The 14317-nt window shown below is 58.1% G+C and carries 16 protein-coding genes; 7 read left to right on the top strand and 9 right to left on the bottom strand.

All coding sequences use genetic code 11. The features are described 5' to 3' along the window. Window positions 1–65: 65 nt before the first annotated feature. Both NW822_RS02365 and mrdA read right to left on the bottom strand, forming a co-directional pair. Entirely contained in the window at window positions 66–374 is a 309-nt protein-coding gene (locus tag NW822_RS02365; RefSeq protein WP_414362772.1) for an HU family DNA-binding protein, read from the bottom strand. A 333-nt stretch (window positions 375–707) separates the two neighbouring features. Further along, on the bottom strand, window positions 708–2582 hold the full coding sequence (gene mrdA, locus NW822_RS02360; protein ID WP_414403396.1) for a penicillin-binding protein 2: 1875 nt from the start codon (window positions 2580–2582) through the stop codon (window positions 708–710). A gap of 154 nt (window positions 2583–2736) precedes the next feature. Here mrdA and NW822_RS02355 point away from each other — a divergent pair, with 154 nt between their 5' ends. Continuing rightward, window positions 2737–3960 carry a lipopolysaccharide biosynthesis protein gene (locus NW822_RS02355; protein ID WP_414403395.1) on the top strand — a complete coding sequence of 408 codons (1224 nt, stop codon included), beginning with the start codon at window positions 2737–2739 and terminating at the stop codon, window positions 3958–3960. On the opposite strand, the gene NW822_RS02350 is transcribed toward NW822_RS02355, so the two are convergent. Both NW822_RS02350 and NW822_RS02345 read right to left on the bottom strand, forming a co-directional pair. After that, on the bottom strand, window positions 3957–4319 hold the full coding sequence (locus NW822_RS02350) for an FHA domain-containing protein (RefSeq protein ID WP_414362778.1): 363 nt from the start codon (window positions 4317–4319) through the stop codon (window positions 3957–3959). The two genes, NW822_RS02355 and NW822_RS02350, sit on opposite strands and share 4 nt — an antisense overlap. A gap of 72 nt (window positions 4320–4391) precedes the next feature. Continuing rightward, on the bottom strand, window positions 4392–5231 hold the full coding sequence (locus NW822_RS02345; RefSeq protein WP_414403394.1) for an SDR family NAD(P)-dependent oxidoreductase: 840 nt from the start codon (window positions 5229–5231) through the stop codon (window positions 4392–4394). A gap of 100 nt (window positions 5232–5331) precedes the next feature. On the opposite strand from NW822_RS02345, the gene NW822_RS02340 reads away from it, so the two are divergent. Together NW822_RS02340 and NW822_RS02335 are read left to right on the top strand one after the other, a co-directional pair. Then, window positions 5332–5823, top strand: coding sequence for a YajQ family cyclic di-GMP-binding protein (locus NW822_RS02340; protein ID WP_414403393.1), 492 nt, complete (start codon window positions 5332–5334; stop codon window positions 5821–5823). Window positions 5824–5950: 127 nt separating this feature from the next. Next, a complete protein-coding gene (locus NW822_RS02335; RefSeq protein ID WP_414362783.1) occupies window positions 5951–6625 on the top strand; it encodes a DUF3318 domain-containing protein in 675 nt (224 codons plus the stop codon). 307 nt (window positions 6626–6932) lie between these two features. Here the strand turns inward: NW822_RS02335 and NW822_RS02330 are convergent, their stop codons facing one another. From NW822_RS02330 to NW822_RS02315, 4 genes are all read right to left on the bottom strand, one after another. Further along, on the bottom strand, window positions 6933–7076 hold the full coding sequence (locus NW822_RS02330; RefSeq protein ID WP_414403392.1) for a hypothetical protein: 144 nt from the start codon (window positions 7074–7076) through the stop codon (window positions 6933–6935). Between the two features lie 28 nt (window positions 7077–7104). Continuing rightward, a complete protein-coding gene (locus NW822_RS02325) occupies window positions 7105–7833 on the bottom strand; it encodes a hypothetical protein (protein WP_414403391.1) in 729 nt (242 codons plus the stop codon). 380 nt (window positions 7834–8213) lie between these two features. Next, entirely contained in the window at window positions 8214–9098 is an 885-nt protein-coding gene (locus NW822_RS02320) for a hypothetical protein (RefSeq protein ID WP_414403390.1), read from the bottom strand. Between the two features lie 618 nt (window positions 9099–9716). Beyond that, window positions 9717–10670, bottom strand: a complete 954-nt coding sequence (locus NW822_RS02315; RefSeq protein WP_414403389.1) for an asparaginase — start codon at window positions 10668–10670, stop codon at window positions 9717–9719. A gap of 130 nt (window positions 10671–10800) precedes the next feature. Between NW822_RS02315 and NW822_RS02310 the strand changes: the two genes are divergently transcribed. From NW822_RS02310 to NW822_RS02295, 4 genes are all read left to right on the top strand, one after another. Further along, on the top strand, window positions 10801–11559 hold the full coding sequence (locus NW822_RS02310; RefSeq protein ID WP_414403388.1) for a sirohydrochlorin chelatase: 759 nt from the start codon (window positions 10801–10803) through the stop codon (window positions 11557–11559). Between the two features lie 66 nt (window positions 11560–11625). Continuing rightward, a complete protein-coding gene (gene cobA / locus NW822_RS02305; RefSeq protein ID WP_414362790.1) occupies window positions 11626–12387 on the top strand; it encodes a uroporphyrinogen-III C-methyltransferase in 762 nt (253 codons plus the stop codon). After that, entirely contained in the window at window positions 12387–13175 is a 789-nt protein-coding gene (locus tag NW822_RS02300) for an ABC transporter permease (protein WP_414362791.1), read from the top strand. The genes cobA and NW822_RS02300 overlap by 1 nt, the downstream gene beginning before the upstream one ends. Before the next feature lie 126 nt (window positions 13176–13301). Then, a complete protein-coding gene (locus NW822_RS02295; protein WP_414403387.1) occupies window positions 13302–14000 on the top strand; it encodes a response regulator transcription factor in 699 nt (232 codons plus the stop codon). Here the strand turns inward: NW822_RS02295 and NW822_RS02290 are convergent. Continuing rightward, a complete protein-coding gene (locus NW822_RS02290; RefSeq protein ID WP_414403386.1) occupies window positions 13980–14243 on the bottom strand; it encodes a ParB N-terminal domain-containing protein in 264 nt (87 codons plus the stop codon). The two genes, NW822_RS02295 and NW822_RS02290, sit on opposite strands and share 21 nt — an antisense overlap. Window positions 14244–14317: the final 74 nt, after the last annotated feature.

Here is a 14317-nt window from a genome sequence, read left to right as displayed (position 1 = left end):
ATCCTGCTTCCGCCAATAGGGACTCAGATTAGCCGCAAGGACTCTGTCCCCCTACACCCGCACTTTCAAGACTTGTGACCAGCTGCCACCGCATCGCGAAAAGCTTTGCCGGCCGTGAACGTGGGAACAACGCTAGCCGGAATCACCATCTTCTCATTGGTTTTCGGGTTGCGGCCTTCCCGTTCTTTGCGCTTGCGGGCCTCAAAGGAACCGAAGCCCACTAGGGTGACCTTCCCCTTGGGTTCCCCGTTTTCATCGCGGGAGGCAACCTCTTCAACGATGATCTCCAGTGCTGCCGTCAGGACAGCCTCAGCCTCTTTTTTGGTTACGTTGGCGCGATGAGCGACGGCTTCCACAAGCTCTGCCTTGTTCATCCTAGTCTCCTCAATGAGCTGGGCAATGGGTTGAAAGCCTTCTCTGGCCGTGTTTTTCCAAGTTGGCGCTAGCAGGGCGGAGCACCTACGGCTCAGAGAAGTTGTAGCTGGAGAAGCAGGGCTAGCCCTACCCTAGGTCAAGGCACAGCCACTGCCGATGGCAGGATTGTAGCCATTGGGTTCCAAATCACTGACCTATTTTACAGCCAAATTAAGCTAGAAGCCGGCTGGAGAAGGAGTTTAGGGACTCTGTCCCACTAAGGCAATGGAGGAGAAGAGCGGAATTTTTCGGCCCATAATGCTCCCTGCTAGGGAAAGGGGACAGCTGGAGGATCACGAGTTGCTTTGGAAGTAGGCCCGCATGATCTGGCGGAAGATAGGGGCTGCTCGGGTTCCGCCCCCGCCACCACTGTTTTCCAGAAAGACCACGACTACCAGCTCCGGACGGTCAGAGGGAGCATAGCCGACAAACCAGGCGTGGGATCGCCGCGGCGGATCCTCGGCAGTGCCGGTTTTGCCGGCGGCTGGGGGAAAGCCTGGCCCCAGGTTGGCGTTGCCACCAGTGCCGTAAACCACCACATCTCGCAGCCCCTGTTGCAAGATCTCCAGGGTAGCGGGGGAGAGACCTACCTTCTGCCGCAGGGGCACGGGACTTTCCGGGATCACCTGCTGCGAGAGCAAGGGACGCACCCGCCAGCCACCGTTGGCCACTGCTGCTGTTACCACCGCCATCTGCAGGGGCGTGGCGGTGATAAACCCCTGGCCGATGGACATGTTCACTGTATCGCCCACGTACCAGGGCTCCCCCCAGTGGCGCTGTTTCCACTCGGCGTCAGGCACCAGGCCAGCAGCTTCCCCTTTGAGGCCGATCCCAGTAGGCTGGCCCAGCCCAAAGCGGCGCGACCATTCTTGCAAGGGGGCGGCCTTGGTACCCAGGGCAATCTGGTAGAAAAAGGTGTCGCTGCTGTAGGCTATCGCCTGGCGGTAGTTCAGCCGCCCAAAGCCAGCCCGGTTCCAGTCCCAAAAGCGCCAGCCGCCTACTGTGATGTAGGGAGCCGTCTGCAGCACCGTATCTGGGGGGAAGACCCCCGACTCGATCCCAGCGGCGGTGGTGATGATTTTGTAGGTGCTAGCAGGAGGGTAGGGCCGTAGGGCGCGGTTAAGGAAGGGAAAGTCCTGTTTTTGCAGGCTCTCCCACTGGGCTTGGGTGATGCGGCTGGAAAAGAGGTTGGGATCAAAGGTGGGATAGCTGGCCATAGCCAGGATCGAGCCGTCGCGGGGATCCATGGCAACCACTGCTCCTTTCTGCTGGCCCAGGGCTTGCTCTGCCACCTGCTGCAGCCGCACGTCCAGGGTCAGCTGCAGAGTCTTGCCCGGTTGAGGAGGCTGTTCGCCCAGCACCCGCAGCACTTCTCCTAGAGCGTCCACCTCCACTTGGCGCCCACCCCACTGGCCGCGCAGATGACTCTCAAACAATTCCTCCACCCCCATCAGGCCGACAATATCCCCCAGGCGGTAGCTGGGATCCGCCTGCAGCTGCTCTAGGGGGATCTCGCCGGTGTAGCCCAGCACGTGGGCGGCCAAGCTGCCATGGGGATAAAACCGCACTGTCTCTGCTTCCACCATCACCCCCGGCAGCTCGTGGCTTCTTTCTTCCAATCGGGTCACGACCTCGGGGCTGGCGTTGCGCAGGATGCGCACAGGAAAGAGAGAGCGGTAGCCCGCCTGTTCCAGTTTCTGGACAATCTCCTCGGGAGCCATCTCCAGATACTGGGCCAGCTTGGGGATCGTCTCCTGCCAGCCCTGCCGCGACTGCACCAAGGGCCAGAGAAAAACTGAGTAGGACAGTTGACTACCCGCCAGCAACACGCCGTTGCGATCCACAATGCGTCCCCGTTCCGGCGGCTGGGGCAACAGGCGAATGCGGTTGGTGTCGGCCAACTGGCGGTAATACTGAGTGCGCACCAGTTGCAGGTAGGCCAGGCGGGATCCCAGTCCTCCAAACAGCAGCCCGCTGGCCAGCAAGAGCAAGGCAACGGACCGATAGCCTTGACCTACCGTTTTGGCCGGGGGGGATCCCAGCCAGGGGGGGCTACCAGACGGCGGTGGGGAAGGGACTCGCCGCGGCCCAGCCGGCTTGAAGGGGGAGGGTTTCCGCTCCCCTAAAGCCCTGGAGCTGGGCGGGGCAAGAGGGTAAAGTTTGGCCATGAAGAACTGCTGGAAGAAGAACGGGAGCCGACCCTGGGCCCAGCTAGGTGGGCAGCCTCAGCCTCTATTCAGTATCTCGAGCTTCGCCAGGCCTCGTCCAGGAAAAACGGCTCTGGATAAGGCAGGGCGACGACTGCGCCAGGCAGCCTGGCTGATGCTGGGCAATGGCCTGCGCTTGGGGGTGTCTGGGGCCTATTTCGTCCTGTTGGCGCGGCTGCTGGGTCCAGAAGCGTTTGGAGTGTTCTCCGCCATCTTGGCCTGCAGCAACCTAGCTGCCCCCTTTGGCTACTGGGGCCAATCGGAATTGCTGATCCAGCGCCTAAGCAACCGGAGATCTGCCGCGGTTGCCCCGGAGATCAGTCCCAGCCTGTGGCTGGCCGGACTGGTCTGCAGTGGGATGGTGCTGCTGTTAACACCTCTGTTGAGCCTTTGGTTGGCCGAGACCTCACCCCTTGAGGTGGGGATCCTCCTGGGGAGCGACCTGCTGTTTATTGCCCTTCCCGAAGTGTACAGGGGGATCCTGATTGGGCAGGAACAAATTGCTGGGGTGGCTCTCATTGACACGGGCATGGCGCTGGGGCGATTGAGCGCCGTACTGCTGGCGATGGTTTTGGACTGGGGATCCCTAACCCAATGGGCCATCCTCTACGGGCTGATGGTGCTGCTGGTGCTGGCGGGGATGAGCTGGGGAATGCGGCAGTGGTGTGCCCCTTCTCGCCTCCCGGCTTTGGACTGGCAAGAGGTAAGGGCACGGCTGAGGGCGGGTTGGGACTTTGCCCTGGGGCTGGCCGCGGCGAAAACCTTCACCGACTTGGACAAACTGCTTTTGCCCCGCCTGGCCTCAACAGCAGCGGGGGGACTCTACAGCGCCGCCTACCGGGTCATCAACTTCTCGCAAACGCCGATGATTGCTCTGCTCACCAGCCATTTTGCCGAGCTGTGCCGCCAGGGTCAGCAGGGCCTATCCCACGGCTGCCGCTACGCCTGGCAGCTTTTCCCCTGGGTGGTGGGCTACGGCAGCTTGGCTACTGTGGGGGTGGCCCTGGGCTCCTACGGGATCCCTTGGCTGCTGGGATCCGCCTACCAAGAGACTGCCCTCATCCTCCGCTGGCTGAGTCCAGTCATTTTGCTGGAAGGGATCCACCTGCTGTTGTCCCACCTGCTCACTAGTGCTGGCCTGCAAAAGCTGCGCAGCCGCCGACAGCTGGCAGCCCTGGTCCTGAATGGAGCTTTGAACGGGCTCTGGATCCCGGCGTGGGGGTGGCGAGGGGCAGCCCTGGCCACCTTACTCTCAGAAGTGACCCTGGTGCTGGCCTTGCTGCTGCTGCTTTGGCAGCAATTGGGCCCTCAGAAGGGAGGTAAGCCAAGCTCAAGCTAGAGGGTCTTGACGATGTAGGTGGCCTTGGCGTCCGGACCAAAGCTGATGACATCCCCCGACTTAAGCTGGTGGGTAGAAATTTTCTGGCCGTTGATCATCAGGCCGTTGGTGCTGGGCCGGCCCTCCAGGTCTCCATCTAAAATGCGGTAGTAGTATTCCCCCTCCCTTTCAGCAGGAATGCGCAGCAGCATGGCGTGGTAGCGGGAGGCGTACTGAGAGTTGAGACAGATGTCGTTGGCCAGGTCGCGACCGATAAAGTATTTGGCGGCGGTCAGTACCTGCGTGCGGCGGCCATCGCGGTCTTCCACAATGAGGAGGTGCTGCTGAGTACTTGGGGGAGAAGGCGCAGAACCAACCATAGCTCCTTACCGCTGCAACTGCCAGGCTTAGCATACACTATAGTCCAGCCCCGCCCTTGGCCAAGGTAGAGCCTAAGACCAGTCAGGCAAACTTTGCAGCAAGGGGCCAACCCAGCCAGGAAAGAGGGTGTAGGCCCCTACTGCCCACTGGGCCATGCCAACGATCACCTCGGATTTGGACTGGCAAACCGCCTCCCAGATGGCTGCCGCCACCTCTTCTGGCTGGCTTACCCAGAAGCTCTCCAGGGCCTGCTGCATTCGCTGCCGTGCCCCGCTAGGGTGGGTTAAGTTTTCCTCGGCAGAAACCTCCGCTTCCGTCTCCTCCACAAAGACGGCCCGCTTGAGAAAATTGCTGTTGACTAGGCCCGGATGGACAGCGATGACCTGGATGCCGTGGGGTTGCAGCTCTAGACGCAGCGCCTCCGTCAGGCCACTGACTGCGTACTTGCTGGCACAATAGGCAGCCATCTGCGGCAGGGGCATTTTGCCACCTATGGAGCCGACGTTGACAATCTGGCCTTTCTTGCGCTTGAGCATGTCGGGGAGCACCGCCCGGATAGTGTGCAGATAGCCCCAGAAGTTCACTGCCAGCAGCGCCTGCCAGTGTTCCAACGTAGTCTGCAGGAAAGGACCGCTCAGGCAGATGCCGGCGTTGTTGATGAGGCAGTCAATGCGCCCATAGCGCTCCAGGGTGGCCTCGACCAGCTTTTGCACCTGCTCCGGCTGCGTTACATCGGTGGGGACGGCCAACACCTCCGCATTGAAGCTTTGCTCCAGCTCGATAGCCGTCTGCTTCAGGGTTTCGGCGGTGCGGGCAGCCAGCGCCAGGCGGTAGCCACCGCGGGCGAAGGTGAAGGCTGTTGCCCTACCAATACCCTCGGAAGCGCCTGTAATTAAAACAACATTGGCCATCCTCCTGCTCCCCGGAACTTCTTTTTCTGTTGTAGCTTCTCCCGCCCTTGGGGAGCCCCTGATAGGCTTAGAGTACGGAATGCCAGTGAAGATAAGGGCTATGGCCTCCACCTACTCGTTTGATATTGTTAGCGACTTCAACCGGCAGGAGTTGGTGAACGCGCTGGATCAAGTGCAGCGGGAGGTCAAGCAGCGCTATGACCTCAAGGATACTCAGACGGAAATTAAGCTGGAGGAGGGATCCCTGACCATCACCACCGCCAGCGAGATGGCTCTCAACTCGATTCGGGATCTCCTCCTAACCAAAGCGGCCAAGCGGGGCCTCTCTCTGAAGATCTTTGACTTTCAGCCCCCGGAAAGTGCCGCTGGCAACCGGGTGCGCCAGGTGGTTCGCCTTAAAAAAGGCATCGACGCAGCGTTGGCCAAGCAGATTGCCAAGCAAATCCGCGACAACTTTAAGAAGGTGCAGCCCTCCATTCAAGGGGATCTGGTGCGGGTTTCCGGTAAAGACAAAGATGAGCTACAGGCGGTCATTCAAATGCTCAAGCAGCAGGATTACCCGGTAGCGCTGCAGTTTGTCAACTACCGCTAGCCCAGCAACAGCGGGCAAGGTTCCCGCCGCCCCTTGGCTTTAGGCTTTCTGGGAGCCAGCCCACAGAGAAGGCCAGAATCCTTTACCATGGGTAGTGATCTCCATCTCCAACTGCAGTTCTACCCCGATGTACACCATTTCTGAGTTTGATCGCCTAATCCAGTTTCTCCCGGTGGAGATCCGCCCCGAGGTGCAGATTGAGATTGGCTCCCCTGACCAATCTCGGGTTGTGCAACCACTCTGGCGCTTCCCCTGGCAGAAGTACACCCGCTTTGCCATTGACCTGAGCCGTTGGCAGAAGCTGAGCCCCGATCAACAGAAGATCTACTTTTTGCGGGAAGCCGTGATGGCCACTGAGCTGGCCTTGGGAGACAACTGGTCAGCGCTGTTGCTGTATCCTGCTCTCATTGGGGCGGGCACGATGGGCATTGTGGTGGAGCTGCAGATGGGGGATAACCTCGGCGTGGGCTTGGCAGCTGCTTTGGCAGCATCGGCGGCGTTTCTTTTGCGCAAAGCAGAGAAAGGCCAGAAGGCCCAGGTGGCAGCTGATGAGTTTGCCGTGCGCTATGCCTCCCAAAATGGCTACACCTCTGAACAGGCGGCTGCCATTCTGCTGAGTGCCCTGCAGCAGGTGGCTATCCTCGAAGATCGCGTTAAGAGCGACTACGACACCACCATGCGCCACCGCAACCTGGAGTTCCTGGCCCAGCGGGGTTTGGGATCCGGCACCTTGACCATCAATCCCAAGTACCGCAACAAGGGCCAGAACCCCAACCCGTACCAAAATCCCTTTCAGCGTTGAGCAGTTCCTGCAAACTAGGTGGGGGATGACTCCCGACCCTCATCTTTGTTGAGTAAGCACAACATGGCTGACGCCACGCTGCGCGAACAGATAGCGTACGGCTTCACGCTTCACTGACTTGTTGGTACAGAGGTCTCAGCATGCTGCCACCGTGCAACCCACGGCGGAAACCAGTCAGGGGAGCTCTCCAGAGATTTAACTCAATCTCTTCAACTGAAGCACGAACGGCTTTCATCCCGACACTGATTGGCTCTTCATACAGTGCGGGGCTTCCCGCCGATTAAGTTTGAGGAGCACCTAGGCTTGCTTAAGCTTCCTCTTCCAGTTCTTGGATCTCTTCCGTAGGGGTGTGTCCAGTCGCTTTGTCTTCCTCAATCTGAACTGTACCAGTGGGGTTGTAGTACCGGCGCACATCCCACTCAGCAATCCAACGGCGAATAATTGACCGCACGGTAGTTGTGCCGTAAAGAGGAGGGAGCTCAGACAGTGATTACCCAATCAGGGTAGGCCTTCTGGTAGAGACCCGCCACCTTGTGCAACATCGCTTGAATGGCCTCCTGAGCTTCCGAACAGGAACGGAGGGGGATAGCCCGCCGAATGGCCTCCATGCCGGCCCTTACAGCTTCCTCAGAAACATACTTCTGGCGCGCCATCTCAAGTGCCTTCTCCCAATCCCCTTTTTCCTGCAAGATAGACTGCTCAAAGTCGCGGGTTACTGCTCCCACTAGAATTAGCGGAGCTGCTTTTAGTTCTTCAGGTAAAGTTTCCTTGCCAAACAAGTGGCCAAGAACGCGGCAGGACTTGACCCGCTGCAGGATGCTGTACTGTGCAATCAGCTCGATTTCATCCACCAAAACCACCAAGCCCCTGAGCCCTATGGCCCGACATAGCTGAGCAGAAAAAGCCAGGCGCTGCCAGTGCAAACTTTCCGCAGGAGGTAGCTTGCTGACGGAGTGAGCCCCTGCCAGACCGTGATCCCGAAGTCTCTGCCGCACCTCTGAGAGCCTCAGAGTGGATTCACCGGCCCAAAAGCGGACAATAGCATCTAGTTTCTCATCGTCACCCTCTAGCCTTTGGTGTAAAGCTAGAGTAGCCGGCCACCAGCCCTCTCCAAATCGCCATTGGTTAACCCAAAGCTGGAACTCCTGGAAAGAAGGCTGTTTGTACTGCAGACGACCTGCAATGCCTTGGAGCCCGCGCTCAGCCATGTCAGGGAGTTCGATTTCGGCAAGGATGCGGGGAATTAGGCGACTAGGATTGCCAAGAGGCAGCTCTTTAGAGATGACAACCAGCGAAGTGGCAAAACCCTGCTTCTTTGCTTTTTCCTGTTTAGTAGAAGATGAGACTTACCAGTTCCGAAGTCCCCCTTCACGAGCATCCCCCCAGGCTCTAAGCTGGGGGCGTTGCATAATTCCCAAAACTTCTCTTCGACCTCTTGTTGCCAAAAGCCAAGTTCTGCAACCGCAAATGGATTGGGAACACCGTTTCGCAGCGCTTCAATCGCTCGCCGGGCTACAAGTGATGCACTCATTGAAGTTGAACCATAGTTGTACAAGGATTGGGATAATTGGGAGAATATACCTCGTTCTCAATTCGAGTTTGCCCGGTACTTATGGTAGGACAAAAGTTCTGATTCAATAAAATCTGGAGGAGCCATGAAGATTAGAACTGTTTTCTCAAGCTTACTCTCTGCATCTATAAACTCTCGCAAGGTTTCGTAAAGCTCAATAATTTGCCTACGAGTGAAGGTTGGACGTCCATTTTCTCTTCGCTCGTAGTAATGAAACAGACTGACAAGAATTGCTGTGCAACCGAGCTGGCGCGTAAAAAGCCTCAGAAAAGAAAGTAGAATCTCTCGAGAATTTGTCCTATCAATCCTTCGAAAAATAGCTGCCCCACGCACTTGACTAATAGATTTCAGTGTGCCTTTGAGCCACTCCTGAACCGCAAGGCACAAACCTTCTAGAGTGCCTGGACTTTGGAGAGGCTCGTAGATAAGACGGGAAATAGCCTTGCGAAAGTCGAGAGCCAGAGAGTAGTCCTGAAAAATCAGCTTCTTAATTTCTCGCTGCAACTGTATGTTGATCTCGCGGGCCTCAACTTGGTAAAGCTCCGCCAGTTCCTCTAAAGTGCAGTCTTGAAGTTCTGAGCTGGGGGAATATCCAATTTTTCTGAGAATGCTATAGCGCAGTTCTCTGGCAAAAGATTCCCAGTCCACCTTCTGAGCAAGGGCGAACCAAAAATTCTCAATTGAATGTAGATTGATGCACTCTTCGCTTAGATCAAAAAGCCGAAAAGAAGGAGGAGATAGCTTTTCCCGAAGAGATTTGTAGAGGCGGGAGTAGGAATCTTTTGGGACAACAGCTAGCTTGACGGTCGCACCACCCGCAGAGATGAAGGATCCCAGGTAGTCTTTCTCAAGACAACGCAGCCATAAATCAAGCTGTAGACAACTCTGGGTTTCCCCACTCATAGACGCTCAAACTTCAAAAGATAGTAAATATGTTCCTCACCGCGTTCATCGCGAATGCGATAGCAGCGACCTGAGCGTGTACCTGTGGATGCAGAGAAGATCAAGCGATAGCCATCCACACTATTGATTGGGTTTCGATCTAGAAGGTAAAGATGTCGCGTAAATTCTGCTTCTGTGTAGTCTGAGTTATTGAGGTGGAGAACATCGAAGACATCTCGCGCAGCTACACTTATGGAGTTAGGCAGTTGCTCCACACGCTTTCTCAGGTAGCCTGCCGCAATTCTTGCTGCCTTCCAAATGAGCTGAAGGACAGCCTGGGGATCAGTCTCTTTGCTCTTGGCGGCTCTTGCTCGCTTGATTGCCTCAGCAATAGCACTGGGCCGCTGGGATCGGAAAATCTTGCGGTCAATACGTACCCCCTCTCTGGTTGGAGATCTCCCCTTTTGCTAGCAGCTTGAGCACTGCCTACCGCTTTTGTTACTTTCTTAGTTAGCTCAACTAAGCTGGCAGCTCGCCGTCGAGAGCTTTGAAAGACTCCTCAAACATTGTTCTTCCAATTTTTCGACAAGGTAGCACTGCCAGGGAGTAAGATGCAAGACTCAGCCCCGGTTGGATTGCTCAGGGCATGCGCAGCTCCCCTTCCACCTCCAGGCGGGTGTAGGGGCCGATGGCGAGGAAGCGCTCCCCTAGCATTTCGGCAGCGGCAGGTTGGATCCAGCCCATGCGCTGCAGCAGGTGCAAAGCCAAGGCATATTTGGCCCGCGCTGCTCCGTCTTGGACCTTGATGGCCAGGCCCATCCCTTCCCCCAAGCGCCCAATGCACTGGATCCCTTCGGCCCCGGACTTGCTGACCAGCTCGCCTTGGGTGGCCCGCATCAATTCTGTGTCGAAACATCCCTCGCCAGCCACCATTTCCGAATGGTGGGTCATGGCGCGGGCAATGGCCTCCAGCTCGGGTCGCTCGCCAGCGGTGAGTTGGGCATACAGAAAAGCCAAGTGGTTGAGTTGTAACTGGTAAGTGGGCACGCCGCAGTCGTCACGGGCAAACAAAAACTCTTCCGAGGGCATCTGCAATAGATCCGCCAACTTGGCTCGCACCAGGGCTTGCACCGGATGGTGCCGCTGGGCGTAGTCCGACAGAGTCCAGTTTTGGGCGCGGCTGGCCAGGAGCATGCCAGCATGTTTGCCGGAGCAGTTGTGGCACAGGGGGCTAGGCTTGCCAGGGGGGGTGGGGCAGACCAGCAGTTCCGGGGAGAGGTCGGCGCGCCAGAGCATGCTGAACACCTGCCGCGCGTGGGCCGCGGTGCCCTGATGGGATCCGCACATGATGGCGATGTCTTTCTCAGTAAGTCGATAGCGCTCCCGGATGCCGGTGGAAAGCATGGCCAGCGCCTGAAAGGGCTTGAGGGCAGAGCGGGCAAAGACTGGGGTGGTGCTTTTGCCAGCTACGGCTAGGGAGCGTCCGCGACTATCGGCCACCACCGCTTGGCAATGGTGGATAGATTCGGTCAAGCCCTCCCGCAAGACGTGGATCAACAGTTCAGGAGCAGAGGAGCGATTTTCAAATGACATGAAATCCTGGGAAAGGGCCGACGAGTCTGGAAAGGTATGTACCCATTATCTCATACGTCCAGATCCGGCGCGAAACCTTGCCGGAAGGGGGCAAAATGGAGCAGGTGCGTTTGGATCCCTCGGCTCTACCATGTCTTCAACTCCCCTGGTGTTTTTGGTCTGTCACGGCAGCCGGGATCCGGAATACCAGCAGGCGGCAGCGGACTTGCTAGCGCGGGTGCGGCAGCGGCTGGCTCCGCAGGCGGTGGAGCTGGTTCAGTTGGAAAGTGGGTCCTTAAGCCTGGGGGAGCAGATTCACAGCCACTTGGCGGCTCAGCGGCCTAGGCTCGCCAGCCCAGTAGTGCTGGTATCGCTCTTTATGGGCGGGGGATCCCATGTGGAGGAGGATCTGCCGGCTGCTCTGGAGGAGCTTCGTGCCCGCTGGCCCCGGCTAAAGCTGCTTCTGACACCGCCCATCGGTCAGCACCCGGCCCTCCTTGATCTGTTGGCAGCGCGCATGGTGGCAGCGCAACACCTAGGCGATCCTGTACATGGCTGGATCCTATTTGGCCACGGCAGCCGCCTGCCTAGCTTTGCCGCCCAACTCGAAGCTGGGATCCGAGTGCTGGAACAGCGCCTGCCCGGGATCCTGATTCACCCGGCTTTTGCTGCCCAGCCTCCTACGCTAGAGGCCACTGTCATTCGCTGCTTGCGCCTAAGCCAGTACCGCCTGCGGGTGCTGCCCTTTTTCCTCTTTCCGGGGAGCTTGTTGCGCTCATTGCAAGACCAGGTGCGGCAGCTGCGGCGGCAGTGGCCCTTGTTGCAGCTGGAGGTAGAGCCACCCCTCTGGCGAGATCCCCAATTGATGCAGGCAATTGTTGAGACAGTCCAGATGGCCTGTCCTAGCTAGATGGGCTGGTCAAACCTGTCCTGCTTAAGCAGAATGGATCTTTCCAGGAGGCTGTTGGGATTCAAGATGGGCAAGGTGTATCTGGTGGGGGCAGGGCCTGGGGATCCGGGGCTGCTGACGGTGAAGGGCAAGGCCCTGCTTGCCCATGCGGATGTGGTGATCTACGATGCCCTGGTGGGATCCGCCATTTTAAATTTGATCCCCCCAACGGCAGAACGAATCTACGCTGGCAAGCAATGTGGCGCCCATACCCTCCCCCAGGAGCAGATCACGGCCTTGCTGATTGAGAAAGCCCAGACAGCAGCCGTAGTGGTGCGCCTGAAGGGGGGGGATCCCTTTATCTTTGGGCGGGGGGGAGAGGAGATGTTGGCGCTGGTGCAGGCCGGGATCCCCGTGGAGGTGGTGCCGGGAATTACGGCGGGCATAGCTGCCAGCGCCTATGCCGGGATCCCGCTCACCCATCGAGAGCTCAGCTCCTCAGTTGCCTTCGTAACTGGCCATGAGGCGGTGGGGAAATACCGCCCCCAGGTCAATTGGCGCGCCCTAGCCGAGGCTGTGGAAACCTTGGTGATCTACATGGGCATTCATAACCTCGGCCACATTGCCACCGAATTGTTGGCCGGCGGCAAAGCTCCCGATACACCAGTGGCCTTAATCCGCTGGGGTACCACTCCAGAGCAGGAGATCCATCTGCTGCGCTTGGACAGCTTGGTTGCCCAGCCACCGCCAGTGTTGCCCCCTGCCATTGTGGTTATTGGAGCGGTAGTCACGCTGGCCAACGTCTTGCCCACCTTGCGTCCTTTGCCTCCCCTACCGGCAGGGTCTTGATGAAGGTTTTTCTGCGCAAGCTGGCTGCTCTCTGCTCCGCCTACTACGCCTACATGCTGGAGTACCGGGCGGAACTCCTTTTGTGGGCGTTGGCTGCATCTTTACCCTTAATCATGATGGGGCTCTGGAGCGAGGCCGCTCGCTCGGGGAACTTTGCCCTATCTTCCCTGGAGTTCATCCGCTATTTCCTAGCGGTGTTCCTGGTGCGCCAGTTCACCATCATCTGGGTAATCTGGGATTTTGAGCGAGAGATTGTGGAGGGGAAGCTCTCGCCGCGTCTGTTGCAACCTCTGGATCCTGCTTGGCACCACGTGGTTAGCCACCTCATGGAACGCCTTGCCCGCCTTCCCTTTACGGTGGCTTTGCTTGCCCTCTTCTTCTTGCTCTACCCCCGCGCTTTTTGGATCCCCTCTTGGCAACAAGTGGCCCTTGGATCCCTGGCTATTCTGTTGGCTTTTGCCCTGCGTTTTCTTATGCAGTACACGCTGGCCCTGCTGGCCTTTTGGGTGGAGCGAATATCAGCTCTAGAGCAGTTTCACTTTTTGGTGTACTTGTTCCTCTCGGGTGTAATTGCCCCCTTAGAGGTGTTTCCGCCGGCAGTGCGCCAGGTCTTAGCCTGGACGCCCTTTCCCTACTTGGTGCATTTTCCCGCCAGCCTCTGGGTGGGGATCCCGCAAGACCTCCTGCGCGGTTTTGGCATGAGCCTGGCTTGGCTGGGGCTGTTTTGGCTGGTCAACCGTTGGCTATGGCGAAAGGGCCTGCAACGCTACTCAGGGATGGGGGCTTAGTCCTTGCTGCCCGCAGAGCCTGAACTGCCTCCAGCCCCCTGCAGCGATTATCATGGGCTAGGGATCTCCAGGTTAACTGCGAGGATCTCAGGAGTCTCTCCTGCGTCAACTCCCCTTTGGGTCATTATGAAGCGTGTCCTCGTTGTGGATGACGATCCCCTTGCCCTCAAGGTGCTAAGCCGCCATCTTAGCCAGCATGGCTATCGGGTTTGCACAGCCACTTCCGGCAGAGAAGGATTGCGCCTGTTTGCTGAAGAGCAGCCGGATGTGGTGGTGTCGGACGTGGTGATGCCGGAAATGAACGGTTTCGAGTTCTGCCGGCAGCTGCGCCAACAGCGGGGTGGTGAGCTCGTCCCCTTTATCTTTCTCTCTTCCCGGGGCGAATTGGGCGACCGCATTCAGGGCTATGAGTGGGGAGCCGATGACTACATCATCAAGCCCTTTGAGCCATTGGAGTTGGTGGCCAAGATCGAGGCGCAGATTGAACGATCCCGCCGCACTCAATTAGAGATCCTCCGTCTCATCCAGCAGCAGAACTCCGCTAAAGCTGAAACTGCCCCTCGCCCTCGCTTGGCGGAGCTCAAGTTAACCCCCGCCGAGGAGCGGGTGTTTCGGGAGGTGGTCCAGGGCTACACCAATAAGCAGATTGGCGAAAGGCTGTGCATTAGCCCACGCACTGTCCAGACCCACCTGACTAATATTCTCAGCAAGCTTTCTCTGGAAAACCGCTCCCAACTGGTGCGCTTTGCCTATGAGCGGGGCTACATTTCCCAGGCAGAGCCGGGCGATAAAGGGGTCCCTCCCTCAAGCCAAATGAAGCCTTAAAACAGCAGGGGTGGCCTTGCGCACGCGGCACGGGATCCGCTCCCTGCCCAGGCGGACAAAGGCCTCATAGCGGTGGCAGCCCGAGAAGCCGTAGTACTTTCCCTCCACCTCCAAAACCTCAATCGGCTCCTGCAGGCCTATTTCCTGGATGGAAGCCATCAGGGCCCGCACCTTCTCCGGATCCGTTCGCCGCGGCAGCGGGCGACAAATCTGCTGCAGGGGAATCTCGCGAATCTCCACCATGCCAACTCTCCTTCTGCGTTGGACCTCTTAATCATACTCGTTATGAGTTTGGTTTGTCAGCCCTTGGCAAGAAG

The sequence above is a fragment of the Synechococcus sp. H70.2 genome (assembly GCF_047462275.1).
GTDB lineage: Bacteria > Cyanobacteriota > Cyanobacteriia > Thermostichales > Thermostichaceae > Thermostichus.
This window is presented reverse-complemented; position numbering and strand designations above follow the sequence as displayed.